Source organism: Streptomyces noursei ATCC 11455 (genome assembly GCF_001704275.1).
In the GTDB taxonomy this organism is placed as follows: domain Bacteria; phylum Actinomycetota; class Actinomycetes; order Streptomycetales; family Streptomycetaceae; genus Streptomyces; species Streptomyces noursei.
In genome coordinates, this window is record NZ_CP011533.1 from 7,788,680 (window position 1) to 7,813,694 (window position 25,015).

A 25,015-nucleotide genomic window follows, 5' to 3' on the forward strand; every position below is an offset into this window, starting at 1 on the left:
CCCTGTTCGGCCACATCAAGTCGTGTCCGGCTGTCCCGTCGGTGAGCCAGTCACTCTCACCGGCGTGAGCCAGCTTCGGACGTGAGCCAGCCACCGTCAGGGTGAGCCAGTCGTCCCGACGCGAAACAGTCGTCCTGGTGTGGGCCAGTCCCCCCGGTGCGGGCCAGTCCTCCAGACGTGAGCCAGTTGTCCTCCTCTGGTGTGTTCCAAGTCTGTGCAAATCTGTGAGTGTCCCAAGCTTGCGAGCCTCCCAGGTCGTGGGAGCGGGTCGTTCTGGGAGGTGCTGGATCGGCTCCCGCCGCGGGTTGCCCGCTTGCTCACGGCTGGGGGCTTGGCGTCACCCGGGTCCGGGCTCCGAGGTGGCGATGGACTGGATGATGCCGAGGTCGAGCAAGTCCTGTGGGCGGATGTGGAGTTGGTCGGCGGTGTGTTGGGCTTCGGCGGGGGCGCGTTTGAGGATGGCGGCGGCCAGTTCGGGGGCGATGACGGAGAAGTAGCTGTCGGGGGTGGCCCACAGGCGGTTCGGGGCGGCCAGGGCGAGTGCGCCGCCGGATCCGCCTTCGCCGATGAGGAGTGAGGTGACCGGGACGCGGGCGGAGGCGAGCGCGGCGAAGGTGTCGGCGATGGCTGCGCCGGCCCCCGCGCGTTCGGCGTCCGCGTCGTTGGCGGCACCCGGGGTGTCCACGAGGGTGAGGACGGGGATGCCGAGCCGGTCCGCGAGTCGTATCAGTCGGGTCGCGGTGCGGAAACCGGCCGGGCGGGTGGCGGTTCCGCACTGGGCGGCGAAGGCGATGGTGCGGCCGTCGCGGTGGCCGAATCCGCAGCGTATGCCGGGGTCGCGTCCGCCGCACCGGTCGCCGCTGATCTCCTCCCAGCTGTCGAAGTACGCCCGTAGATATGCCTCGGCACGGGGGCGTCGGGTGTCGCGGGCGCGGCTCACCGCGTCCCAGCCGGTGGTGGGGAGAGCAGTGGTACCCAGCGCGGCGGGGACGGGGGCCGGCGAGGGCGCTTCGGCCGAGGGGCCTTGTGCGTCGGCGAGCAGGTGGAGCCAGCGTCGGAGTGTGGCGCGGAGGGTGTCGGTGGGGACCACGGCGTCGACCTGGCCGGCGCCGAACTGGCCCTCGGCGGAGTAGGCATGGGGATCGGCGTCCGGTGGTCGTACCCGCGAGCCGGCGAAGCCGACCTGGGCCTTGGGGAGGGCGAGGATCACATCGGCGCCGGCGCCCAGCGTGGCCCAGCCGCCTCCGGTGGTCGGGTCGCGGACCACCGCGATCTGCGGAAGTCCCGCGGCGCGGTTCAGCGCCGACTGGCGGGCCACACGCTGGAGTTGTGACAGGGCCCGCATGCCTTCCTGCATCCGGCTGCCGCCGGTAGCGATCAGCGACACCAGGGGCAGGCGCCGATCGCGCGCCACGGCATAGGCGGCTTCCAGCCGGTCGCCGGTGCGTTCGCCGAGGGATCCGCCGAGGAAGCCGAACTCGAAGGAGAGCACCACGGCGTCGGTGCCGCCGATCGAGGCGAGGGCGGTGAGCACCGACTCGTCCTCGCCGGTCCGGGCGCGGGCGCGCTCCCGGGAGGCGTCATAGCCGTGCCAGTTGAGGGGGCCGTCGGGGGGAGCGGGTGTCGTGGGGGCGGTGGGGAGGGGTGGGGGGAGTTCGGTGTAGGAGTCGGTGACGGCGGCGATGGCTTGACGGGCCGTCAGGCGGAGGCTGGGCGGTGGGGTCGCGTCGTGCGGCGGTTGCTCATGCATTGCCGGCGCCCGCCGTGGGCCTGGCAGCCCGGAGGTCGCGCTTGAGGATCTTTCCCATGTCGTTGCGCGGCAGCGCTTCGAGGAAGTGCACGACGCGGGGGCGCTTGTGGGGGGCCAGCTGCTGGGCGACATGGTCGGCCAGTTCCTGGGCGGAGGGGAGGGAGTCGGGATCGGGGGAGGTCGCGGGCACGATCCAGGCGACGATCCGCTCTCCGAGGTCCTCGTCGGGCTCGCCGGTGACCGCGGCCTCGGCGACGCCGGGGTGGGCCAGCAGCGCGTTCTCGATCTCGCCGGCGCCGATCTTGTAGCCGCCGCTCTTGATGAGATCGGTGGCCTTGCGGCCGACGATGCGGTAATTCCCGGAGGCGTCCCGCACGGCCATGTCGCCGGTGCGGAACCAGCCGCCGTCGAAGGCTGCGGCGGTGGCGTCGGGGCGGTTGAGGTACTCGGAGAAGAGGTTGGGGCCCCGCACCTGGATCTCGCCGACCGTCTCGCCGTCGCTTGTCTCGATGGCCTGGCCGGCGTCGTCGACGAGGCGGACATAGACACCGGGGAGGGGGACGCCGACCGTGCCGGTGGCGTCGGGGCCGTCCGCGCGCACGCTGGTGTTCATCAGCGTCTCGGTCATGCCGTAGCGCTCGATCACCCGGCGGCCGGTGGCCGCGGTGAGTCGTTCGTGGTCGGTCAGGGGCAGTGCGGCGGAGCCGGAGACCAGCAGTCGGGCGCGGCCCAGTGCCTTGGCGAGGGCCGGATTCTCGCCGGCCTCCAGGGCGAGCCGGTGGTACATCGTCGGTACGCCGAAGAGCATCGTGCCTTCCGCGGACAGCTCCCGGGCGACGCCTTCGGTGCTGAAGCGGCCCAGGTGGTGGACGCTGCCGCCGCGGCGCAGCGGGCCCAGGATGCCCAGGATCAGGCCGTGGACGTGGAACAGCGGCAGGGCGTGCACCAGCACGTCGTCGGCCGTCCACTGCCAGGTGTCCGCCAGTGCGTCGAGGGTGTGGGCGAGGGCCCGCCGGGGGAGGACGACGCCCTTGGGCGGGCCGGTCGTGCCGGAGGTGTAGACGATCAGGGCCGGGGATTCGTCGCCCGGCTCCAGCGGGAGCGGGTGGGGCGCCGGCGCTGCGGCGGGCTCGGCGATCTCCACGTCGAGACGGGGGAGGGCGGCCAGCGGGCCGGGGAGGACGGTGCCCGGTTCGGCCACGACGAGGGCGGGGGCGCTGTCCGTCACGATGTGCGTCAGCTCGCGCTCGCCGATCTTCGGGTTCACCGGCACCGCGGCCACGCCGGCGAGCAGCGCGGCGATGACCCCCACGGACGTCTCCAGCGTCGGCGTCGCCCAGACCGCGATCCGGGCCGGACCGCCGCCTGGGGCCAGCCCGCCGATCCGCTCGGCGAGCGGGCCGACCACCGCGGCCAGTTGGCGGTAGTCGAGTGCGCGGTCGCCGAAACGCAGCGCGGGGGCGGGCGAGCCGTCGCGCAGTGCGGGGAAGAGCACGTTCACCGGGTCTCCTTCGATCTCGTCGGCTGCCCGGCCGGTGGGCCGGAGCTGTTCCCGTCCCGCACGCGCCGCCGCGCGGAACGGGCTGACGCATCCACTCTCGCAGAGACCGCGGAGTTTGTGATCGACGGGCCGCCGGCCTGTGGATAACTCGGCTCGTGCGGTGGTGGCCGGCTTGCCTCCGGTCGCGGTGCGACGGGCGGCGGTCAGCCCGGGATCTTGCGGAAGTCCCAGGACACCACCGACTCGGGCGCCAGCCGCAGCCAGGCGTGTCGGCCGTCGTGCGGCATCTCCGCGAGCCCGAAGTACTTCCGTGTGAACAGGCTTTCCGGAGTGATCAGTTCCGGGCAGGGTTCTCCAGTGCGCGGCGCCTCGCCGACGAACTCCGCGAGGCCGGTCAGTTCGGCGCCGCGCAGCTCGCCGTAGTCGTGCCCGTCGTCCACGAGCACCGCGATCCGCGGGTCCCTGCGCAGCTGCGCCCACCGCTTGCTGCGGGTGATCGAGTACAGCCAGAGCGCCGTCCCGTCCCAGACGAACCACAGTGCGCCCAGGTGCGGCGTGCCGTACCCGCCGACCGTGGCGACCCGGCAGGTCCGCTGGGACGCCAGAAAGGCGTCGAGTTCGGCCGGGGTCATCATGATCCGGCGGCCCCGCCGCTGGGTCGCGGTCGACCGGGGTGCGCCGTCCGTGCGGGGGGTGTGCTGCGCGCGCGGTGTTTCGGTCATCCTCGCCGCCCCTCACTAATTCTGATGGAGTGTCAGAAATCATGGGGGCTCTTCCTGCCGGACGCAATGGTCGATACGCTCGCGCCTCCCGGCCCGCCGCGCCGGCATCCGCCCGTATGGGAGGACACCGGCGCGACGCCCGCCGAGGGGAACGCAGACGGAACGTGCAGAGGGGACCGCCGATGCCTTCGGACAGCCGGCTCGCCGAGGTGTTGGACCCGGCCACGACGGTGCTGCTCACCGTCGAGTGCCAGCGCGGCGTGGTCGGCCCCGACAGCGCCCTGCCCGAACTGGCCGAAGTCGCCCGCACCTCAGGGGCGTTGGTGCGCATCGCCCGGCTGGTGGCGGCCGCCCACGGCGCCGGTGTCCAGGTGCTGCACGCGATCGCCGAACGGCGTCCCGACGGTCGCGGCGCCAACCGCAACGCCCGGCTCTTCCGGGCGGCCGAGCGGCTGCCGGTGCGGCAGGTCATCGGGTCCACCGCGGTGCGCGTCGCCGACCCCATACCGGTGTCGGAGGACGACCTGGTGGTGCGCAGACTGCACGGACTCTCCCCGCTCGCCGGCACCGATGTGGACGCGCTGCTGCGCAACTTCGGCTGCCGCACGCTCGTCGTCACCGGGGTTTCGGCCAACGTGGCGATCCCGAATGCCGTGTTCGACGCGGTCAACCTCGGTTACACGGTGGTGGTCCCGGCCGACGCCATCGCGGGGGTGCCCGCCGACTACACCCCCGCGATGATCCGCAACACCCTCGCCCTGGTGGCCACCGTGACGACCACCGAGGCCGTCCTCACCAACTGGCAGCGCCCGAAGCGCGCCCGCTGACCCGGCGTCCACCGACCCCGGGGCGAGCACCGACCCGGCGCGACTGCCGCCCCGACGCCCCGAAGCCCCGAAGCCTCGACGCCCGATGCCTCGGTGTCCCGGCGCACCCCGGGCGTCACGTCCCGGTGGCGGCCTCCCCGGGGGCGGGCAGCGCGCCCTTGAGGAAGTCGCGTTGGGCGCGCAGCAGATTGGCGTTGACCGCGTCGTCGGCCGGCAGGTGGGTGGCCCCCGGCAGCGGCAGCACCGTGTGCGGGCGGCCCGCCGCCAGCAGTTCGGCCGAGAAGCGCAGGGTGTGCGCGACGGCGACGTTGTCGTCCGCCAACCCGTGGACGAGCATCAGCGGGCGGCGCAACAGATGGCCGTCGCCGGTCAGGGAGGAACGCGCGTAGTTCTCCGGGTGCGTATCGGGGTGGCCCAGGAACCGCTCCTTCCAGTGGGTGTCGTACAGCCGCTGATCGGTGGGCGGGGCGCCGGCGACCGCCGCGTGGAAGACATCCGGGCGGTGCAGGACGGCCGCGGCGGCCAGGAACCCGCCGAACGACCAGCCGCGGATCGCCACCCTCCCGAGATCCAGGTCGCCGAAGCGCTCCCCGGCGGCACGCACCGCGTCCACCTGGTCCTCCAGCGCCGGACCCAACTGGTCGCCGTGCACCGCCTTCTCCCAGACGGGCCCCCGTCCCGGAGTGCCCCGTCCATCCACCACCAGGACCGCGAAACCCTGTTCGGCGAACCACTGGGACACGCAACTGGTCCACCCCCGCGCCCGTATGGCGAGCTGGAGCGCCGGCCCGCCGTACGGGTCGAGCAGGACCGGAAGCTTCCTGGTGCCCGGCCGGTGCCAGGACGGGAAGTACAGGACCGCACGCAACTCCCGTTCCCCGAGGGTGAGGTGGAGCGGCCGCGGCGTGACCATCGGCTCCTCGGCGAGCGAGGTGAGGGCCACGGAGGCCCGCGGTGAAGACGGCGCTGCAGGCTGGGCGGAGCGCGGCTCTTGCGACGACTGTCCTGACGGCTGCTGTGCGGGCTGCTGGGCGGGCGCAGGCGCGGCCGGTTCGGCCTCGTCCCGCAGGACACACACCTCGTGTCCCCGCGGCGTCAGGCCCGCCAGGACGGTCGTCCCGCCGCGCCCGGCGCCGGTCCAGACACCCGGGTCCCGGCTCAACCGGCGGCACCCGACGCCGGGTTCATGGCGCCACACATGGGTCTCTGTCGGGTCGTCGCTCGCCGCGAACAGCACCCGCTCGCCCTCGACGCCCAGCACCTCGCGCAACTGCAGCCCCTCGGGCGTGACCCGCCGCCCGCCCACGGTCAGCCAGCGGGTGCCGCCCGCGTCCTCCGGGAGCACCAGGGCGCCGGAGGCCGTCCGGGCCGGGGTACCGGGCACCAACTCCACCCAGGCGGGATCGGTCCGCTCGTGCCGCACCTCGGTGGCGCCGGTCATCGGATCGACCGCCAGGGTGCGCACCACCCGCTGGTCCCGGCTCTGCACGGCCACGAACGGGCCATGCGCGTCCCAGCCCGCATCGACGACGTACTCGTACGCCGCGCGGTCCCAGGAGACCTCCGTGCGGTCGCCGTCCAGGGTGAGCAGGTGCAGCGTCACCTCAGCGTTGGCGGTGCCCGCCGACGGATAGCGGATCACCTGCGGCGGCCGGGTCGGGTCCGCCGGGTCGCTGAGGTACCGCCGCGCCACCGGGGCGGTGTCGACCCGCGCCACCAGGAGGCGGCGGCCGTCCGGCGCCCACCAGTAGCCGCGCGAGCGGCCCATCGACTCCTCGGCGACATACTCGGCGAGCCCGTAGGAGATGTCCGGCCCCTCCGCCCGCGCCACTTGCCGGTCGTCGCCGTCCAGCCCGACGACGTGCAGCGAGTGCCCGCTCACATACGCGATGTGCCGCCCGTCCGGCGACGGCCGTGGATCGACCACCGGCCCGGCCGTCGGCACGGCGAACGCCCCACCGCCGTCCGTGGGCACCACCCACAGCGCGCCGGACAGTGCGAACGCCGCCAGCCGCGCCGCGCCGTCGGTGGCGTAGCCGACCACACCGGTGGAACGTTCGCGCGCCCGCTCGCGCCGCAGTCGCTCCTCCTCGGGGACGTCTTCGGAATCCCCGCCCATCAGGACCACAGGATCGGCCAACAGCCGCTCCTCACCTGCCTCGTGCTGCCACAGTCGCCCAACGGGATCGCTGCCCGACCCGGTACGCACGAAGAGCACCCGCCGCCCATCGGGGGAGACGGTGAACTGCCTGGGCACACCGAGAGAGAAGCGTCGGGTACGGGCGAACTGCTCCGGGAAGAGCGCGGCGTTGGTGTCGGTACCCGTGTCGGTGTCGGCGTCGGTGTCGGCGTCGGTGTCGGCGTCGGTATTGGCGGCGGGGGTGTTCGTGGTGTCGTTCGTCTGACGTTTCACGGTGTTGTTCTCCATAGGGGGTGATGAGTCGGCATGCGCATAACGGGAGCGCTGCGCGTGGTGTGCAGGGTGCAGGGCATGCGGAGCTGGAGCATGCCGCAGGGGACGCGTCGCCGGATGGGCGCGTGAGTGTGCGTGGTCGGCTGCTCGGCCGGGGAATTCGCCGTGCGCACACGGCGGTTGAGCCGGGTGTCAGGAACATCCGTGGCGTCCGTGGCGCATTGTCGTCCGGCCGGGCTTCTGCGCGGAGACGACGGCCACCTGAGGTGATCGGGCAGGCACTGTCGCGACGGTCGATCGGAGCCAGTGGATCATACCCGGACGGCGGGTGCTGCCGCAGCCGAATAGGAGAAGCCGAACGGCAGAGGCCGAATGGAAGAGGTGGAACGAGGGATGCCGCAAGGGAGCGGCGGCCGTTGCGTCGACCGGTCGTCAGCGGAAGTCGGCGGCGTGGTCGAGGGCCCATTGTGCGTAGCTGCGGCCGGGCCCACCCGTCAGGTCCCGGTACGTGGAGCTGACCACCGCCGGCCGGTTGTCGGCCTCGGCAAGGTGGGTGAGCAGGGTGTCGACCTTCTCCTCGTCGCCCCACTGGCGGAGCGTCGCGTGGTACTCCTCGGTGCCGATCTCGGCCAGCAGGATCTTCCGGCCGGTGGCCGCGGCGAGGCAGTCGATCTGCTCCTGCTGGGTCACCGACGCCGGGCCGGTCAGCGGATGGGTCAGGCCCTGATGGCCGTCCCGGGCGAGGGCGAGGACGGCGACGTCGGCGATGTCGTCCTCGTGGACGGAGGCGGCATGCGCCTGTGGGTAGGGCGCACGTACCGTCCCCGACGCGCGGATGCCGGGCGCCCACTGCAAGGTGTTGGTCGCGAAGGCACCGGGGCGCAGGAACGTCCAGGTGAGCCGGGACCGGCGCAGGGCCTCCTCGGCCGCGCGGTGCATCCGCACGATCGGGTCGCGCGTCGGATCGCCCGTCTCCACCCCCAGGGCGGACAGCAGCACGACGTGTGGGGAAGCGGCCGCCTCGGCAGCCGCGACGAACCCGTCGACGCCGTGCGCGTCCGCATACAGGAACACCTTGCGCACCCCCTCCAGGGCGGTCGGCAGGGAGCGGGGGTCGGCCAGGTCGGCCCGGACCGTCTCCACCCCGGCGGGCACCACCCGCTCCGGACTGCGGCTGGCCACCCGGACCCGCGCCCCGGCCGCCAGCAGACCGTCGACCACCGACCGTGCCACGTGCCCGCGCCCACCCGTCACCAGAATCGTCACAACTACCCCTTTCGCGTTGGTCGGTACGGCAGCAGTCTTTCGGGGCGGTGCGGTGTACGGGAGGGGATGGGGAGTCCTACCCGGCGGCGTGGGGACGGGGCCGCACACGGGCGGCCGGGTTGGTCGGTGGGCGCCGTGATCCGGCATTCTGGGGGAATGAACGCGGCAGAGCTGGCCGGATTCCTCCGTACCCGTCGTGCGCGCGTCCGGCCGGTGGACGTGGGGTTGGACGGCGCTGGGCGGCGGCAGACGCGGGGGCTGCGCCGTGCGGAGGTCGCCGAGCGCGCCGGGGTTTCGCTGGACTACTACACCCGGCTGGAACAGGGGCGCAGGCTCCGGCCCTCCCGGCAGGTCGTGATCGCCCTGGCACGGGCGCTGCACCTCTCCGACGGCGAACGCAACTACCTGCTGGGGCTGGCCGGCGAGGCCGCCGTGCCGGTGCCGATGTCGCGGACCACCGACGCCAGTGCGCGGCGCCTGCTCGATCAGCTCGACGCCGTGCCGGCCATGGTGCTCAACTCCCGTTACGACATCCTCGCCTGGAACCGCATGCTGGACGCCCTGGTGGCGAACCTCGCTGAGCTGCCGGCGCGCGAACGGAACACCCTGCGCTGGCTGTTCACCGGCCCGGCCACCGGGATCGGCCCGCGCGACCGGGCGCGACTGGGCCGCCGCTGCGTCGCCGATCTCCGGGGATCCGGCCGGTATCCCGACGATCCGGGAGTCCGGCGGCTCGTGGCGGAACTCTCCCGGGAGAGCGCTGAGTTCGCCGAGCTGTGGGAGCGCCATGACGTCGGTGTCCACCGCACCGTCACCAAGAGCATGGGCCACCCCGTCGTGGGTGCGCTGGACCTCAGCTGTGAGGTGCTCGCCGTTCCGGATTCCGATCAGCGCGTCATGGTGTACACGGCGGCGCCGGGGACCGGCACGGACCGGGCGCTGCGCGGCCTGTGGGCGAGGGTGGGGGAGCAGGGCGGCTGCTGAAACCCCGCTTCCCGGGCGGGAGCGCGGTGCGTGGTGTGGCGTGGCATGGTGTGTCGAGTGGGACCCATGTGGTCGGGCCCCTGGTGCTGTTCGGCCCGACCCGCACGACCGCCCCGCCGCAGCTCGGGCCGCATCGGACATGTCCCTTGCCCCGGAAGACCCTGCCGCCGAGGCGCCTTGAGGTGGACTGGTCGGTCGGTACGTGGGCCGGCCGGAACCCGCCGCTTGACCTCAAGCGAACTTGAGGAAGCAGGGTGGGCGACATGACGCACGAGACCACCGTTCCCCGGCCCGCCCTCCCCTCGCCCGCAGGACCGCACGATCCCGCGCCCGACGACATCGCTCCGCTGACCGACGCCGTGCTCGACGACCTCGCCGCGAGCCTCGCGGACGCGACGATCGTCGGCCTCGGCGAGTCCACCCGCTTCTCCCGCGAGACCTTCGACGCCCGGGACCGGCTCTTCCGCCGACTGGTCCGGCACCACGGGTTCCGGGCGCTGGCTCTCCAGGACACCGTCGCGGTCGCCGACCGCCTCGACCGGTACGTGGGGACCGGCCAGGGGTCGGCGGCGGCTGCCCTGGACGACGCCTGGCGACCGTGGCGCACCGCCGAGATGGTCGCGGCCCTGGAGTGGATCCGGGCGTTCAACCAGGAGCATCCGCACGACCCCGTACGGATCTTCGGCGTCCGGCCGGCGCAGGCGCTGCCCCAGGACTACGACGTCGTCCTGGCCCACGTCCGGGCGTCCGCCCCGGAGCTGCTGTCGGAGCTGACCTCCCATCTGGAGCCGATCCGGACCGCCCACCACACCGACGAACACGTGCAGCGCGCCCGGGGCACCCATCCGGGACGGCCGTTCGCCGACCACGCCCGCGACGCGCTCGCGCTGATCCGGTCCCTGCCCGGTGCCCACCGTGACGAGGACGTCGCCGCGCGGATGCGCCGGATCGTGGACTTCCACGAGCGCAGCGTCGCCGGGCGCGGCAGCTACGCGGGCGACGCCGCGGCGGGGGCCGACGTCCTCGGCGACCAGCAGCGCCGGACCGGCCTGCGCACCGTCTACTGGGACGGCATCGGGCACACCTCGGCCACCGAGGGCACCCTGGGCCTGGCTCCCGAGAAGGGGCCGCAGCCGAGCGTCGGCAGCCTGCTGCGTGCGCGGTACGGCGCGCGGTACGCGTCCGTCGCGATCGGTTTCCACCACGGCGACCTCGGCGTCGCCGTCGTCCCGGAGCCGGCCGACGACCTGCTCGACGCGCGGCTCGGCGCGGTGGACCTGCCCGCCCACCGGCTGGACCTGCGCCCCGCCGCCGTGCGCCGCCGCTGGGACGGACCGGCGAGGCTGCGCGTCATCAGCGGCGTCTACGACCCGTCCCGGGACGCCGCCGAACACCTCGCGGTGGCATCCCTCGCCGACGCCTTCGACGTTCTCGTCCACATCCGCCGGGCGTCCCCGGTGCGGTGGTTGTCGTAGGTCCTGTCGTCACATTCCCGTCGTCGCCCGGCGGGCGGCCGCGCGGCAGACGGGAATTCGACGACAGGGCCCAGGCCGCGGCAGGCCCCCGCGCAACCCCGGCGACGACACTTCGGCCCCTCCCAAACGGTAATTCCGAATACTTGGATCAGGGCGACCGGTGCGCATGTCGGTCCGGTCCCCGAGCCTGTCGGCCCGCAGCGCAGCGCGTCTTCTCGTGGCCAGTGCAATCGTCGATGACGCTGGCCCGGCCGATCCGCGGAACACCGGATGAAAGGTAGTCGGATGCAGGACGCAGTGTCGGAGTTCCCCCTCACGATTCCGGCGTTGATCACCCCTCGGGCCGAGAAACTCTTCGCCGCCCGGCCGGTGATCAGCCGGGTCGGGACGGGGTTGCACCGCTCGACCTGGGGCGAAGTGGTGCACCGGGCACGGCGGTTGGCGGGGGCGCTGCGCGACCTCGGCATTCAGCCGGGCGACCGGGTGGCGACCTTCGCCGGGAGCACCCACCGGCATCTGGAGGCGTATCTCGCCGTCCCGTCGATGGGCGCCGTGCTGCACACGGTCAACATCAACCTCGCCGCCGAGCAGGTGGCCTACATCGTGGACCACGCGGACGACGCGATCGTGCTCTGCGACCGCAGCCTGCTGGCCGACTGGCGCCGGGTCGAGCCGCACCTGAGCCGGGCCCGGCGCCTCGTCGTGCTGCCCGACACCGACGACGCCGCGCAGGACGGCGACGCGCTGGAGTACGAGGCGCTGCTGGCCGCGGCCGAGCCCATGGCGGCCTGGCCGTCCGTGGCGGAGAGCGCCCCGGCCCACACCAGCTACACCACCGGCACGACCGGGCTCCCCAAGGGCGTGGTCTACAGCCACCGCAGCACCGTCCTGCAGAGCTTCTGCACCGGCCTGGCCGACGCGGAGGGCCTCGGCTCCTCCGAGACCCTGCTGGCCCTGGTCCCGCTGGCGCTGAGCCAGGTCGGGCTGCCCTTCGCCGCCGCCCTGCACGGCTCCGCGCTGGTCCTGCCGGGCCGTGACCTGAGCCCGGCCGGGGTCTGCGAGTTGGTGGAGAAGGAACGCCCCACCGTCGCCGTCGGGTTCGGCGCGGCGCTGCCCGGGCTGCTGGCGCACTGGCGGGACCGGCGCCCGGACCTGTCCTCGCTGCGCCGCATGGTGTGCGGCGGTTCGCCGGTGGCCCGCCCGGTCTCCCGGGCGTTCGAGGTGGAGGTGGGATTCCCGATCGTCCAGGTCTTCGGCATGACGGAGACCAGCGGGCACGGCAGCTTCAGCAAGCTCCCCGCCGACGTGGGCGGCAACGCGTCCGAGGAGACCCGCGGGTACTACGCCACCTCCCAGGGGCGCCCGCTGCCGCTGGTCGAGATGCGGATCGCCGACGACGCGGGGGCGGAGCAGCCCTGGGACGGGCGGGCGATGGGGGAGTTGCAGGTGCGCGGCCCCTGGGTGGCCCGCGAGTACGCCCGGGAGGGTTCCCGGCCCGACAAGTTCATGGACGGCTGGCTGCGCACCGGCGACGTCGCCGTCATCGACGAACTCGGCTATGTGCGCATCGTGGACCGGATGAAGGACCTGGTGAAGTCGGCCGGCGAATGGATCTCCTCGCTCAAGGTGGAGGAGGAACTCCTCGGCCACCAGGCCGTCGTCGAGGCCGCCGTCGTCGCGGTCCCCGATGCCACGGCGGGCGAGCGCCCGCTGGCCTGTGTGGTGCTGCGCCCCCAGGAGGACGCGACGGTGACGGGGGAGCAGCTGCGGGAGTTCCTGGCCGCCCGCCTCGCCCCGTCGTGGGTGCCGGACACCATCGAGCTGGTGGCCGAGCTGCCGAAGACCAGCATCGGCAAGACCGACAAGAAGACCCTGAGGGCACGCTACGCCGAGAGCCGGGCCTGACAACCGCCGTCGCACGGGCATCCGTTGGCATGGAGGAGGACACAGATCGTGGGGCAGAGCGTAACGACCGGCGAAGCGGCGCAGGTGACGGCGGCCGAGCGGGTCACGAGCCGTGAGGTGGCCGAACGGCTGGCGCGCAGGGAACTGGCGCTGCCGGTGCCGTGGCGCATCCCGACCAGCCCGAAACTGCGGATCCCGGCCCGGCTGGTGCGGGTCGTCGGCACCCGGGTCTTCGTGTCGGGGCATGTGCCGATCGCCGAGGACGGCCGGCTCACCGGGCCCTACGGCACGATCGGCGACACCGTCGGCCTCCGGTGCGCGCAGGACGCCGCGGTGCGCACGGTCCTGTCCGTGCTCGCCAGCGTCGAGCAGACGGTGGGGGACCTGGGCCGGGTGCGGGCGTTCTGCCGACTGCACTGCATGGCCAACTCGGTGCCGGGATTCATCGACTTCCCCGCCGTCTTCAACCCCGCCTCACAGCTCCTGCTCGACGTGTTCGGTGCGGAGATCGGCTACCACGCCCGCGTGGCGGTCGGCACGATCGCGCTGCCGTGGGACGTGCCGGTCGAGATCGCGGCGGAACTCGAACTGCACCCCGAGTGAGGGCCGCGCGCCGTTCGACGGCGCACCGCGCGCGGGCCGCACCTCCGTTCACAGGCCATCGCAACGCTGCCCGGGCAGGGGCCCTCGACGGCCTCGTCCGGGCACATCACGGGAGGGCACCACGATGAAGACTCGCATGCTGGGGGGCCTGGAGGTCTCCGCCATCGGCCTCGGCTGCATGGGCATGTCGCAGAACTACGGCCCGGCCGACCGCGGTGAGTCGATCGCCGCGCTCCGGCGGTCCCTCGACCTCGGTATGACGTTCCTCGACAGCTCGGACATGTACGGCCGGGGCCACAACGAGGAGTTGATCGGAGAGGCCATCACGGGCCGTCGGGACGAGGTGGTGATCGCCACCAAGTTCGGCATCAGGGGGTGGTCCCAGGACCGCAGCTTCGAGCTGGACTCCAGCCCGGCCTACGCCAAGCAGGCGTGCGAGGCGTCGCTGCGCCGGCTGGGGGTGGACGTGATCGACCTCTACTACCTGCACCGCAGGGACCGTTCGCTGCCCATCGAGGAGATCATCGGCGGGATGGCGGAACTGGTGACCGAGGGGAAGGTCCGGCACATCGGCCTCTCCGAGGTCAGCGAGGACACCCTGCGGAGGGCCCATGCGACCTACCCGCTCGCGGCCCTGGAGAGCGAGTACTCGCTGTTCGCACGGCACGCCGAGCCCGATGTCCTCCCGGCGTGCCGGGAGTTGGGCATCGGGGTGGCGGCCTTCTCACCGCTGGGGCGCGGGATGCTCACCGGCACCGTCCGCGACCTGGCCGCGCTGTCCGAGGACGACTACCGGCACACCGACCCCCGGTTCCAGGGCGAGAACCTCACCCACAACCTCGCCCTGGTCGAACGCATCCAGTCCTTCGCCGACGAGGCGGGGGCGACTCCCGGCCAGATTGCGCTCGCCTGGCTGCTGGCCAAGGACGAGCACATCGTCCCCATCCCCGGCACCAAGCGGGTGCGCTACGTCGAGGAGAACGCGGCGGCCGCCGAGGTGGAACTGACGAAGGATCAAGTCGCCGACCTGGACGCCCTGATGCCCGGCGACGCGGTGGCCGGCGAGCGCTACCCGGAGGGCATCATGCGCACCATCGACGCCTGAGCGCGCGCGAGGAGCGCAGCATCGCCCGGGAGGCCGCGCCGGCCCCCGGGCGATGTCGTGTGCCGCGTGCGCTGAATGACCTCGGGCCCGACCGATGGCGGTGTTCATCGGTCGGGCCCGAGGCCACTCAGCGACAGTCCGAAGGTCTGCCGTAACCCCACCAGACCGGCCTCCGTGGCGGTGACGACGCGGTCGCCGGCGGAGACGCGCGTCAACCACCCCAGGCTGAACAGCCGCTCGGTCACCGCCGCGGCCAACCCGCCGGCGATGTGGTGCCGGGGCCCGCTCCAGTCCGCGCAGCCGCGCACGATCGGCCGCCGGGAGTCCTTCAGCGGCGCACAGGCGATCCCCAACGGCCGCCAGGCGTCCCAGGCATCGGTCGCGACCTCCCACTGCTGGGCGCGCCGCTGGATCAGCCCCCGCGCCTGCAGGACGTCGGTGAGCTCCACCCCCAACCGCCCGCCGAGGTGGTCGTAGCAGGTCCGCGCCGTGCTGAGGACGCCCCGGGCGCGGGTCGGCGGGGCGGCCGGAGCCGTCAGGTCCGGGGCCACCGAGGCCAGCGCCTTGAGCGCCACCGCGACATCGTCGTTCGCGAGCCGGTAGTAGGCGTGCCGTCCGACCCGTTCCACGTGCAGCACCCCGCCGTCGACCAGCTTGGCCAGGTGCTCGCTCGCGGTGGGCCGGGAAATGCTGACCAGCGCCGCCAGTGAACTGGCGGACAGCGGCTCGCCCGTCGCCAACTCGCTGACCATCAATGCGCGCGTCCGATCACCCAACAGCTGGGCGACGGTGGCGATATCTGGCCCGATCTCAGGTGTTCGTGGCATGTCGATCACCATAATCGGGGGGCGACCCGAAGAAGGGGACCGAACCACGCTTTCCGGCCACGCTGACCGGAACCACACTTTATTATCTATGAATTCGGGCGGAATCAAAGATTCGGTGTTGCATCGGAGTGGCATATTCCGCCTAGGCATCACGAACGCCCGATGCTACGCACACTTAGGCGGCTTCCTAACTGTTCCTCAGGTAGTTTTCGAACAGGCGTCACGGGGGAAATCGAAAAACGTTGATCCCTCTTGTCGCGCCTGGTACGCCAAGTTGTCCGCTCATTCACGAGAGGGTCCACGCAATGGCTGACAGGACTACCTACCGCGGCACCTACGACGACAAATTCTACTGGGAGCGCGTCGACCGGAATCTCGGCTGGCTCGGCGACACCCCGGAAGAACAGCGGGCCCGCCAGGAGAAGCTCCGCGACTCCGTCGTCGGAATCGTCGGCACCGGCGGAATCGGTGGCGCGGTGGCACTGCGGCTCGTCCGCATGGGCGTGCGCAACCTCAAGCTCGCCGACCCCGACATCTTCGAGCTCTCCAACGTACAGCGGCAGATCGGGGCGGACGTCGAACACCTCGGCCGCAACAAGGCGGAGGTCGTCGCGGAACTGGCCTACGACCTGACCCGGGACGTGAACATCGACGTGTTCCCGGAAGGCATCACTCCGGAGTCGGCCGAGGAATTCATGGACGGCTGCGACTACGTCATGGACCAGATGGAGTTCTATCAGGTCAAGAATCGCTACGCCCTGCACCGCGCGTTCCGCAAGTCCGACCGGTGCAAATTCATGCTCAAGATACCGACGGTGGGGCACACCGTCATCGTGTACAAGTACACCAAGGACTCGATGACCATCGAGGAGGTGTACGACATCCCCGAGGACGCCGAGTTCACCCCCGACGTCATCAAGAAACTCGTCGAGCGGGCCATCGCGGTGATGCCGTCGTACCCCGGTCGCGAGATGATCGACCACTGGTTCGTCGACATGAAGCGCATGCCCATCTTCGGCGCCTGCCCGCCGATGGCGGAAGGCATCCTCACCGAGCGACTCGCCCTGGAGATCCTGGAAATCCCGGGACTGGAGCCGCTCCCCGTCCAGCCCGGCTACGCCATCTTCGATTCCCTGAGCTGGACGGCCAAGATGGTCCCCGGGAAGTGGTGGACTGAGTGAGCGAGTTACACCCGATCCGGGTCGTACTCTTCTCCGAAGTCAACTCGAAGCTGGGGGCGCCGTTCCTGTCGATCCTCGCGGAGCATCCGCTGGTCCGACTGGTCGGCGTGGTCACCAGCCCGCCCGGAAAGCTGTGCCCCTACTTCCTCGGGGAAGAGGACCAGGTCGACCTCGAAAAGCAGGCCGGCGAACGCGGCGTTCCGCTCTTCCGCCCGACCAAGGTCAACGACCCCGGGCTGATCCGCGAACTGGCCGCGCTGGCACCGGACTACTTCCTGACCGGCAACTACCAGCAGATCCTCAAGCCCGACCTGCTGGCCGTACCGGCCGTCACCTCGATCAACTTCCACCCCAGCCCCCTGCCGCGCTATGCCGGCTGGGCGCCCTTCTTCTGGACGGTCAGGGAGGGCGAACTCGACAGCGGGGTCACCGCGATCGAGATGACACCGCAGATCGACGGCGGGCCGATCGTCATGCAGAAGCGCATCCGGCTGGCCGGCAACGAGACGGCCCTGGAGGTCCGGGAGTCGCACACCATCGCCAACGTGGCGCTGCTGCGGCAGCTCCTGCCGCGGCTGATCGCACGCGACTACCCCACCTCGCCCCAGGACCCGGCGCTGCGCAGCTACTTCAGCAAGCCGGGCGACCGCGACTACTGGCTGGACTTCGGCCGGTCGAGCGAAACGATCCTGCGGACGGTCCGGGCGGGATACCGCAGTCCCGGCGCCTATGTGCGGACCGATCGCGGAGAGCAACTCACCGTCCTGACGGCGGAGGACGTGGGCCGGAAGTTCCCCGCCCCCGACGCCCCGGGGGCACTGCGCATCGAGTCCGGCGCCCTCTACGCGGCGAGCGCCGACGGTTGGCTCCGACTGTGGTCCCTCGACGTCCACGGCGCGGAACGGCTCGCCGGCGTCCCCGACGGCACCACGCGGTTCGACACCCGCTTCCAGGCCCGCACCCACGCCTGACGCCGCCGTCACCGGGTCGTCGGACCGCGGCCGACACCGCGGTCCGACGACCCTGCTTCCCGACCCGGCGGCTGTTCCCCAGCCCGCCTTCACCGTCACCGCCGGCCGCGCCGGGCGCCCTCCCGCCGGCCGGCAACGAGAGGAACTCCCCTCATGGTTGAGCAATCCGTCAACCTGGCCACCACAACCCAGAGCCGCACCCGCGCCGGCGGCGGCCCGGCACGCCCCGACAACGGTGTCAGGGAACTGGTCGACTACAACTACCTGTCCACCACCACCGGCGAGCGCAAGACCATCCGCGCGGCACACCAGCTCTACGAGCACCTCATCAGCCTGTGGGCGCCGGCGATCATCGAAACCGCCCACGACCTCGGCGTCTTCGCCAGGCTGGCGAAGGGCCCGGGGACCGTGGCGGAGCTCGCCACCGACCTCGCCACCGACCAGCGGGCCACCCGCGTCCTGCTGGGCGGTCTCGTCGCCTACGGCGTGCTGGAGCGCTCCGACGACGACGGCGAGAGCCGCTACGTCCTCCCCGAGGAGTTCCGGCACGCCCTGCTCCCGGGCGGCACCTTCAGCCTGGTGGGGAAGATGGCCCACGACCGGCACGTCGCCTGGGCCGCCTGGCGCAACCTCGGCGACGCCGTCCGGCACGGCACCCGCGACCGGTCCGGCAACGACCGCACCAACCAGATCTCGGAGACCAACTACGAGGACCTGACCTTCGGCATCAACTTCTGGGCGCCCCCGATCGTGGACGTGCTGTCGTCCTTCCTCGCCGAATCCGGCTGGAAGAAGGACCAGGCGGTCTCGGTGCTCGACGTCGGCTGCGGCACCGGTCTCTACAGCCAACTGCTGCTCGAACGCTTCCCGTCCTGGACGGCGGAGGGCATCGACGCCCCGCGCATCATCCCCCTCGCCACCCGACAGGCGGAGAAGATCGGCGTCGGCGCGCGCTTCACCGGCACCGTCCGGGACTTCTGGCAGCACGGCTGGGGCGAGATCGTCGATCTGATCCTGTTCGCCAACATCTTCCATCTGCAGACCGACGACTCCGTGCAGAAGCTGATGCGCAGCGCCGCCGACGTCCTGGCCCCCGACGGCCTGATCTGCATCGCGGACCAGATCGTGGTGGACGAGGCACGCCCGACCACGGCACAGGACCGCTTCGCGCTGCTGTTCGCCGCCTCCATGCTCGCCACCGGCGGCGGCGACGCCTATGCGTTGAGCACCTACGACCAGTGGCTCGCGGAGGCGGGACTGGAGCGGGTGGCCGTCCTGGAGGCGCCCATGCACCGGCTGCTCCTCGTCGGCCACGCCGGCCGGCACACCCGCGCCCACTGAACCAGGGCCCCTCCGACCCTGACCCGTCGGACGGACATCCGCGCCGTCGTCGGGTGTGGCGACGGCCGGCCGCCACGCCCGACGACAGTTCGGCCGGGGACAAACCGCCCGGGAACTAGGCTTGTTCAGCAGTACGGAGTGGCCTCATTCCACATCCCGTCTCCAGCATCCGAAAGAGTGACCATGACTGTGTCCTTATTCGCGGTGGGCGATGTCTTCATCGACCGGGAGAATCCCGAGACTGCATTCGAAACAGCCGGCGGATTCCTGAACACCGGTGATGTCGTCTTCGGCAATTGCGAAGGAGTGTTCAGCGACACCTGGGAGAGGGCGCCGAGTTCCGGTTCCCCCGTCGTCGCCCCCGGACGGAACGCCAAGCCGCTCGCCGACGCCGGCTTCCACGTGATGTCACTGGCCAACAACCACAGCGTGGACGGCGGCCACCAGGCACTGCTCAACACGCGGGACACGCTCCGCGGCCTGGGCATCGCCACGGCCGGCGCCGGGGCCACCATCGACGAGGCGCGCACCCCGGCCATCGTCGAGCGCGACGGTCTGCGGATCGCCTTTCTCGCCTATTCCTCGGTCTTCCCGCACGGTTACGAGGCCCGTGCCGGGGTGCCCGGACTCGCCCCGTTGCGCGCCCACACCCGCTATACGCCGTGGGAGATCAACGAATGGAATCCGGGACTTCTCCCGCGCGTCACCACGGAGAACTTCCCGGAGGACGTGGCCGCCTTCACCCGTGACGTGCGGGCCGTGCGCGCGCAGGCCGATATCGTCGTCATCAGTTTCCACTGGGGCGACTTCACCCGACCGTTCGTGCTGACCGACAACGAGCGCCGACTGGCCCGGCTCGCCGTCGACGCCGGCGCGGACGTCGTCCTCGGGCACCACCACCACATGCTCCGCGGCATCGAGTTCTACAAGGGCAAGCCGGTCTTCTACGGGCTCGGACACTACGTCTTCGACCTGCCCAACCTGCCGCAGCGGCTGGCCAAGGACGGCTACCTCAGCGCCGCTCGCCCGCAGGACGAGCGCGAACTGGGCCGCCGCTTCGGCGAGTTCCGGATACGGCCGCAGGAGGAGTACCCGCTGCTGCCCTTCCACCCGGACGCGCGGATGACCGGCGTGGCCGTCGTCCGCCTCGACACGCACGGCGTGCTCGCCGCGGGCTTCTGCCCGGCGGTGATCGATACCCGCAACGAGCCGGTTCCGGTGTCGCCGCGGAGCGAGGCCGGGCAGCGGGTCACCGCGTACCTCACCGAATGCTGCACCCAGGAGCAGCTGCCCACCCGCTTCACCCCGCCGCTGGAGGGCTCCGGCCTCCCGGCCGACAGCATCCAGGCCCTTCCGGCATCCGAGTCCGAGCAGTTCGAGGAGCAGGCATGACCAACGACCGACAGGAAACCAAGGCCACGGCGGACGAGGCCATCGTGCGCCATGTGGACGTGCCCGGCGTCGGCGACCCGCGCAGGTTCGGCTACGCCCAGGCGGTGACCGCCGGCGGACTGCTCTACATCTCCGGGCAGTTGGGCATCGACGAGGACTACCAGCCGGTCAGCGACAGCTTCGACGAGCAGGCGTACCGGGCGCTGGAGAACGTCCGGCGGGTGCTGAGCGCGGCGGGCGGCGGCTTCGAACACCTGGTGTCGATGACCATCTACCTGACCGACATGCGCACCGCGCCCCGCTTCTTCGAGATCCGCCGGGAGATCCTGGGGGACACGCTGGTGTCGAGCACCGCGGTGGCCGTGTCCGGACTGCCGCTGCCCAACCTCCAGGTCGAGGTGCAGTGCGTCGCCCTCGCCCCCTCCCACCCCGCGGCGTGACGACGGAGGAACCATGTTGGACCCCGCACAGCCCCGCCCCGACATCGCCACGGTCGCGGAACTCCTGGGCAACGCGACCCGCGCCGCGATGGTCAGCGCGCTGGTGGGGGACTTCGTGATGCCCGCCGGGGAGCTCGCCACGATCGCGGGCGTCTCCCGACCCACGGCGAGCGAACACCTCTCCCGGCTGGTGGAGCACGGCCTGCTCACCGTCGACCGGATGGGGCGGCACGCCTACTACCGGATCTCCTCCCCCCAGGTGGCCGAACTGGTGGAAGCCCTGGCCGTCATCGCGCCGGTCCGGCAGCCCACCTCGCTGCGGTCCGCGCGGCTGCTGAAGACGCTCAGCAACGCCCGCACCTGCTACCGGCATCTGGCCGGGCGCATCGGGGTGGAACTGGCGGAGGCACTGTGCGAGCGGGGGCTGGTCCGTCGGACGGCGGACGGCATCGAGATCGACGCGGAACGCTGGGACGCGCGCAAGCCGCTCGGCCTGACCCTCGACGCCCTGGAGTCCGACGGGCAGCCCCTGATCAAGGGGTGCGTGGACTGGAGCGAGCGCCGGCACCACCTGGCCGGCAGCGCGGCGACGGCCCTGACGGACCAGCTGTTCGCGCTGGGCTGGATCACCAGGGCCCGCGAGCACAAGCGCGCCGTCGTGGTGACCGCCGAGGGCGTGGCGGGGCTGTCGAGCGAGTTCGGATTGCACCTCCCGTGAACCACCCCCGCCGCCCCGGACGTTCCGGGTGCGGCGGGGGCAGCACAGCGCGCGGCCGACGGTCTTCCGGTGACGGAGCGCGGCCCCGTCCGCGCCGCGCACGCAACCCATTGGAGAATGCCATGTCTAGCCCACGACTCGACATCTGCATCATCGGCATGGGCCCACGAGGACTCTCGGTGCTGGAGCGGATCTGCGCCAACGCCCGGGAGGTCGCGCCGCACCGGCGGATCGCCGTGCACGTCGTGGACCCCCACCCGGCGGGTGCGGGTCAGGTCTGGCGCACCACGCAGTCGCGGCACCTGTTGATGAACACCGTCGCCTCGCAGGTGACGATGTTCACCGACGCCAGCGTGGACCTCGAAGGTCCGCTTCTACCCGGCCCGAGCCTGCACGAATGGGCTCGGTTCCTGACCCTGATGGGGCCCTTCGACGGGCACCAGTACCCGTCCGACGTCCTGGACGAGGCCGCCGCCCTGGGGCCGGACTCGTACCCCACCCGCGCCTTCTACGGGCACTACCTGCGCTGGGTCTTCCGACGCGTCGTCGACACCGCGCCGGACCACGTCCGCGTCCACACCCACCGGTCGCGGGCCGTCGCCCTCGACGACGGCGCCCACCCCGCCACGGCCCCCACGCCGTCCCGGGACGCCGAGCACGGCTGCCGCCGCCTCCAGACCGTGCACCTGGAGGACGGCACCCGGCTCGGCGACCTGCACGCCGTGATCCTCGCGCAGGGCCACCTGCCCACCCGCGCCACGACGCGCGAGAGAGCGCTGACCCGCTTCGCGGCCGAGCGCGACCTGGTGTACTTCCCGCCGGCCAACCCGGCGGACGCGGACCTCGCCCGGGTGCGGCCCGGGGAACGCGTCGGCCTGCTCGGCCTGGGCCTCAACTTCTTCGACTACATGGCCCTGTTCACCGTGGGCCGCGGCGGCCGCTTCGCGCGCCGGGACGACGGCTCGCTGCGCTATCTGCCGTCCGGCGACGAGCCGCGGCTGTACGCCGGCTCCCGCCGCGGCGTCCCCTTCCACTCCCGCGGCGAGAACGAGAAGGGCCCGTACGGGCGGCACGCGCCCCTGGTGCTCACGCCCGAGGTGATCGACGACCTGCGCGCACGGGCGGCCGGCGGGGCGGGCGTCGACTTCCGCCGCGACGTGTGGCCGTTGGTGGCGAAGGAGGTGGAGACCGTCTACTACGCCACCTTCCTCGCGGCCGAACAGGGCGTACGGGCCGCGGAGACCTTCCGTCGACGCTATCTCGCCGCGCCCTGGAACACCCCGGCGGAGACCCGCGTCCTGGACACCTTCGGCTTCCCCCGGGACCGCCACTGGGACTGGGAGCGGATCGCCCGCCCCTACGGCGACCGGACGTTCACCGGCCCCGACGACTTCCGTGCCTGGCTGCTGGACCACCTCCGCCACGACATCGCCGAGGCCCGGGCCGGCAACGTCAGCGGACCGCTGAAGGCCGCCCTGGACGTCCTGCGCGACCTGCGCAACGAGGTGCGGCTGGTCGTGGACCACCGCGGCCTCACCGGCCACTCCCACCACCGGCACCTCGACGGGTGGTACACGCCGCTGAACGCCTTCCTGTCCATCGGCCCGCCCGTACGGCGGATCGAGGAGGCCGTGGCACTGATCGACGCGGGCGTGCTGGAGGTCCTGGGCCCCGACGTGACCGCGCACGCCGACGCCGCGGCCGGGACCTTCGCCCTGCGCGCGGGTGCCGTCCCCGGATCCGAGGTGCGGACCTCGGTCCTCGTCGACGCCCGGCTGCCCGACACCGACCTGCGCCGGACCGCCGATCCGCTGCTCGGCCGCCTCCTGGCCGACGGCGGGTGCCGGGCGTACGGGATACCCGACCCCGACGGCACCGTGTACCAGACCGGCGGACTGGAGGTGACCGAACGCCTCTACCGCCTGGTCGACGCGGCGGGCCGCCCCCACCCGCGGCGCTTCGCCTTCGGCGTGCCGACGGAAGCGGTCCACTGGGTGACCGCCGCCGGCATCCGTCCGGGCGTCAATTCGGTGACGCTCAGCGACGCCGACGCCGTCGCCCGGGCCGCCCTCGCCCTGGTCGCGAAGGCGACCGCCACCGCATCCGAGAGCACGAAGGCGACGGTATGAGATCACCGAACTCCTCCTCCCCGGACTTCGACCCCACCCCGGACTCCGGGCTGCTCTCGCCGGTGCGCGCGGGCGCCCCCGCGGAGGCGGCCACCTCCGACGGGGCCTGGCTCCAGGCGCTGTTGGACGCCGAGGCGGCCCTGGTCCGGGCCCAGGCCCACCTGGGCGTCGTGCCCGAGGAGGCCGCCGCGACCATCACCCGGACCGCCCGGGCCGACCGGCTCGACCTCGTCGCGCTGGCCCGGCGCGGCCGCGGCGCCGCCAACCCGGTGGTGGCACTCGTCGAGGAACTGACGTCCGCGGTCGCCGCGACCGATCCGGCCGCGGCCGAGTACGTCCACCGCGGTTCCACGAGCCAGGACATCATGGACACCGCCGCCATCCTGGTCGCCCACCGGACCACCGGCCTGCTCCTGGCCGATCTGGACCGGGTCACGGCGGCGCTGGCCGAACTCGCCGCGCGGTACCGGGACACCCCCATGCCGGGCCGCACCCTGGCGCTGCACGCGGTGCCGGTCACCTTCGGACTGAAGGCCGCCGGCTGGCTTCAGGCCGTCCAGGAGGCGGGGACGCAGCTGCGCACCCTGCGTGACCGGCTGCCGGCCCAACTCGGCGGCGCGGCCGGCACGTTGGCCGGCTATGTGGAGTACGCCCGGATCGCCGCGGGCCCCGACGTGCCGGGCTACGCCGACCAGCTGATCGCCGCCTTCGCCGCCGAACTGGGCCTCGCCGAACCGGTGTTGCCCTGGCACACCGCGCGCGGCCCGCTGGCCCGGCTCGGGGCGGCGCTCGCCGAGGTCACCGGGGCGCTCGGCAAGTTCGCCGTGGACGTCCAGACGCTCTCGCGCACCGAGATCGCCGAGGTCGCCGAGCCGGCGGCGGCCGGCCGGGGCGTCTCGTCGGCGATGCCGCACAAGCGGAACCCCGCCCTGGCCACCCTCGTCCGCTCGGCCGCCCTGCAAGTGCCGGCCCTCTCCCTGGTGTTGGCCCAGGCGATGCTCGCCGAGGACGAGCGGCCGGCCGGTGTCTGGCACGCCGAGTGGCAGCCGATGCGGGAGTGCCTGCGGCTGGCCGGCGGCGCCGCGCACACCGCCGTGGAGCTGGCCGAAGGGCTGACCGCGCACCCCCGGCAGATGGAGCGCAATCTGGCGCTGACCGGCAGCCTGCTGATCACGGAGCGGCTCGCCGCGGTGCTGGCCCCCGTGGTCGGCAAGGTCGCCGCGAAGTCGCTGATGAGCCGGGCCGCCGCCGAGGCGGTCCGCACCGGCCGGCCGCTCGGCGCCGTCCTGCCGGAACTCCCCGAACTGGCCGGCCGCTTCGACGAGGCCACGCTCGCCGAACTGCTCGACCCCGGACGCTACACCGGTGCCGCCGGCGCACTCGTCGACCGGGCGCTGGCGCACTACCGCCGCGCGGTACGCCCGCGCTGACGGATCGCGTTCCCGCACCTCGGATCCACGTCCCG

20 protein-coding genes are annotated in these 25,015 nt (G+C 72.4%); 14 read left to right on the forward strand and 6 right to left on the reverse strand.

Translation table 11 applies throughout. The annotated features are described in order from the left end of the window. Window positions 1-337: 337 nt before the first annotated feature. From SNOUR_RS33220 to SNOUR_RS33230, 3 genes are all read right to left on the reverse strand, one after another. Window positions 338-1,750, reverse strand: coding sequence for a carboxyl transferase domain-containing protein (locus SNOUR_RS33220; protein WP_067354470.1), 1,413 nt, complete (start codon window positions 1,748-1,750; stop codon window positions 338-340). After that, window positions 1,743-3,251 (reverse strand): acyl-CoA synthetase, encoded by a 1,509-nt coding sequence (locus SNOUR_RS33225; RefSeq protein WP_067354472.1) that lies wholly within the window; start codon window positions 3,249-3,251, stop codon window positions 1,743-1,745. Before SNOUR_RS33225 ends, SNOUR_RS33220 begins: the two co-directional genes overlap by 8 nt. Window positions 3,252-3,454: 203 nt before the next feature. Beyond that, window positions 3,455-3,973 (reverse strand): pyridoxamine 5'-phosphate oxidase family protein, encoded by a 519-nt coding sequence (locus SNOUR_RS33230; protein WP_079143011.1) that lies wholly within the window; start codon window positions 3,971-3,973, stop codon window positions 3,455-3,457. A 182-nt stretch (window positions 3,974-4,155) separates the two neighbouring features. On the opposite strand from SNOUR_RS33230, the gene SNOUR_RS33235 reads away from it, so the two are divergent. Next, complete coding sequence (locus SNOUR_RS33235; RefSeq protein WP_067354474.1) at window positions 4,156-4,800, forward strand: cysteine hydrolase family protein; 645 nt, start codon at window positions 4,156-4,158, stop codon at window positions 4,798-4,800. Between the two features lie 115 nt (window positions 4,801-4,915). Here SNOUR_RS33235 and SNOUR_RS33240 read toward each other — a convergent pair whose 3' ends face one another. Further along, the gene (locus SNOUR_RS33240; RefSeq protein WP_312636155.1) at window positions 4,916-7,057 is read right to left on the reverse strand and encodes a prolyl oligopeptidase family serine peptidase; all 2,142 of its coding nucleotides are present in this window, start codon (window positions 7,055-7,057) and stop codon (window positions 4,916-4,918) included. A 588-nt stretch (window positions 7,058-7,645) separates the two neighbouring features. Continuing rightward, entirely contained in the window at window positions 7,646-8,479 is an 834-nt protein-coding gene (locus SNOUR_RS33245; protein ID WP_067354476.1) for an SDR family oxidoreductase, read from the reverse strand. Window positions 8,480-8,635: 156 nt separating this feature from the next. Here SNOUR_RS33245 and SNOUR_RS33250 point away from each other — a divergent pair, with 156 nt between their 5' ends. The 5 genes from SNOUR_RS33250 (at window position 8,636) to SNOUR_RS33270 (ending at window position 14,551) form a co-directional block, all read left to right on the forward strand. Next, entirely contained in the window at window positions 8,636-9,463 is an 828-nt protein-coding gene (locus tag SNOUR_RS33250; protein ID WP_067354479.1) for a helix-turn-helix transcriptional regulator, read from the forward strand. Between the two features lie 263 nt (window positions 9,464-9,726). Continuing rightward, window positions 9,727-10,938, forward strand: coding sequence for an erythromycin esterase family protein (locus SNOUR_RS33255; protein ID WP_079143613.1), 1,212 nt, complete (start codon window positions 9,727-9,729; stop codon window positions 10,936-10,938). Window positions 10,939-11,223: 285 nt separating this feature from the next. Then, window positions 11,224-12,843: a long-chain-fatty-acid--CoA ligase gene (locus tag SNOUR_RS33260; protein ID WP_159425950.1), complete on the forward strand. Its 1,620-nt coding sequence runs from the start codon at window positions 11,224-11,226 to the stop codon at window positions 12,841-12,843. A 48-nt stretch (window positions 12,844-12,891) separates the two neighbouring features. After that, entirely contained in the window at window positions 12,892-13,446 is a 555-nt protein-coding gene (locus tag SNOUR_RS33265) for a RidA family protein (RefSeq protein WP_159425951.1), read from the forward strand. A 124-nt stretch (window positions 13,447-13,570) separates the two neighbouring features. After that, window positions 13,571-14,551 (forward strand): aldo/keto reductase, encoded by a 981-nt coding sequence (locus tag SNOUR_RS33270; protein ID WP_067354481.1) that lies wholly within the window; start codon window positions 13,571-13,573, stop codon window positions 14,549-14,551. Window positions 14,552-14,655: 104 nt separating this feature from the next. Here the strand turns inward: SNOUR_RS33270 and SNOUR_RS33275 are convergent, their stop codons facing one another. Continuing rightward, window positions 14,656-15,378 (reverse strand): ArsR/SmtB family transcription factor, encoded by a 723-nt coding sequence (locus tag SNOUR_RS33275; protein ID WP_067358988.1) that lies wholly within the window; start codon window positions 15,376-15,378, stop codon window positions 14,656-14,658. 305 nt (window positions 15,379-15,683) lie between these two features. On the opposite strand from SNOUR_RS33275, the gene SNOUR_RS33280 reads away from it, so the two are divergent. The 8 genes from SNOUR_RS33280 to SNOUR_RS33315 all read left to right on the forward strand — a co-directional run bounded on the left by SNOUR_RS33280 (window position 15,684) and on the right by SNOUR_RS33315 (window position 24,980). Beyond that, entirely contained in the window at window positions 15,684-16,559 is an 876-nt protein-coding gene (locus SNOUR_RS33280; RefSeq protein WP_039638302.1) for a ThiF family adenylyltransferase, read from the forward strand. Then, window positions 16,556-17,530: a methionyl-tRNA formyltransferase gene (locus SNOUR_RS33285; protein ID WP_067354484.1), complete on the forward strand. Its 975-nt coding sequence runs from the start codon at window positions 16,556-16,558 to the stop codon at window positions 17,528-17,530. Before SNOUR_RS33280 ends, SNOUR_RS33285 begins: the two co-directional genes overlap by 4 nt. A 153-nt stretch (window positions 17,531-17,683) precedes the next feature. Then, the gene (locus SNOUR_RS33290; RefSeq protein ID WP_067354486.1) at window positions 17,684-18,871 is read left to right on the forward strand and encodes a class I SAM-dependent methyltransferase; all 1,188 of its coding nucleotides are present in this window, start codon (window positions 17,684-17,686) and stop codon (window positions 18,869-18,871) included. A 183-nt stretch (window positions 18,872-19,054) separates the two neighbouring features. After that, on the forward strand, window positions 19,055-20,263 hold the full coding sequence (locus SNOUR_RS33295) for a CapA family protein (RefSeq protein WP_067354489.1): 1,209 nt from the start codon (window positions 19,055-19,057) through the stop codon (window positions 20,261-20,263). Next, window positions 20,260-20,703, forward strand: a complete 444-nt coding sequence (locus tag SNOUR_RS33300; RefSeq protein WP_159425952.1) for a RidA family protein — start codon at window positions 20,260-20,262, stop codon at window positions 20,701-20,703. The genes SNOUR_RS33295 and SNOUR_RS33300 overlap by 4 nt, the downstream gene beginning before the upstream one ends. Before the next feature lie 13 nt (window positions 20,704-20,716). Then, entirely contained in the window at window positions 20,717-21,421 is a 705-nt protein-coding gene (locus SNOUR_RS33305) for an ArsR/SmtB family transcription factor (protein ID WP_067354491.1), read from the forward strand. 122 nt (window positions 21,422-21,543) lie between these two features. Beyond that, window positions 21,544-23,550 (forward strand): FAD/NAD(P)-binding protein, encoded by a 2,007-nt coding sequence (locus tag SNOUR_RS33310; protein ID WP_067354494.1) that lies wholly within the window; start codon window positions 21,544-21,546, stop codon window positions 23,548-23,550. Further along, window positions 23,547-24,980, forward strand: a complete 1,434-nt coding sequence (locus tag SNOUR_RS33315; RefSeq protein WP_067354496.1) for a nitrosuccinate lyase — start codon at window positions 23,547-23,549, stop codon at window positions 24,978-24,980. The genes SNOUR_RS33310 and SNOUR_RS33315 overlap by 4 nt, the downstream gene beginning before the upstream one ends. The last annotated feature ends 35 nt before the right edge of the window (window positions 24,981-25,015 follow it).

Excerpts from the sequence above, each read along its gene's own strand:
- SNOUR_RS33220 (WP_067354470.1), bottom strand. The coding sequence starts at position 1,750 with ATGCATGAGCAACCGCCGCACGACGCGACCCCACCGCCCAGCCTCCGC.
- SNOUR_RS33230 (WP_079143011.1), bottom strand. The coding sequence starts at position 3,973 with ATGACCGAAACACCGCGCGCGCAGCACACCCCCCGCACGGACGGCGCA.
- SNOUR_RS33235 (WP_067354474.1), top strand. The coding sequence starts at position 4,156 with ATGCCTTCGGACAGCCGGCTCGCCGAGGTGTTGGACCCGGCCACGACG.
- SNOUR_RS33250 (WP_067354479.1), top strand. The coding sequence starts at position 8,636 with ATGAACGCGGCAGAGCTGGCCGGATTCCTCCGTACCCGTCGTGCGCGC.
- SNOUR_RS33255 (WP_079143613.1), top strand. The coding sequence starts at position 9,727 with ATGACGCACGAGACCACCGTTCCCCGGCCCGCCCTCCCCTCGCCCGCA.
- SNOUR_RS33260 (WP_159425950.1), top strand. The coding sequence starts at position 11,224 with ATGCAGGACGCAGTGTCGGAGTTCCCCCTCACGATTCCGGCGTTGATC.
- SNOUR_RS33270 (WP_067354481.1), top strand. The coding sequence starts at position 13,571 with ATGAAGACTCGCATGCTGGGGGGCCTGGAGGTCTCCGCCATCGGCCTC.
- SNOUR_RS33275 (WP_067358988.1), bottom strand. The coding sequence starts at position 15,378 with ATGCCACGAACACCTGAGATCGGGCCAGATATCGCCACCGTCGCCCAG.
- SNOUR_RS33280 (WP_039638302.1), top strand. The coding sequence starts at position 15,684 with ATGGCTGACAGGACTACCTACCGCGGCACCTACGACGACAAATTCTAC.
- SNOUR_RS33290 (WP_067354486.1), top strand. The coding sequence starts at position 17,684 with ATGGTTGAGCAATCCGTCAACCTGGCCACCACAACCCAGAGCCGCACC.
- SNOUR_RS33295 (WP_067354489.1), top strand. The coding sequence starts at position 19,055 with ATGACTGTGTCCTTATTCGCGGTGGGCGATGTCTTCATCGACCGGGAG.
- SNOUR_RS33300 (WP_159425952.1), top strand. The coding sequence starts at position 20,260 with ATGACCAACGACCGACAGGAAACCAAGGCCACGGCGGACGAGGCCATC.
- SNOUR_RS33305 (WP_067354491.1), top strand. The coding sequence starts at position 20,717 with ATGTTGGACCCCGCACAGCCCCGCCCCGACATCGCCACGGTCGCGGAA.
- SNOUR_RS33310 (WP_067354494.1), top strand. The coding sequence starts at position 21,544 with ATGTCTAGCCCACGACTCGACATCTGCATCATCGGCATGGGCCCACGA.
- SNOUR_RS33315 (WP_067354496.1), top strand. The coding sequence starts at position 23,547 with ATGAGATCACCGAACTCCTCCTCCCCGGACTTCGACCCCACCCCGGAC.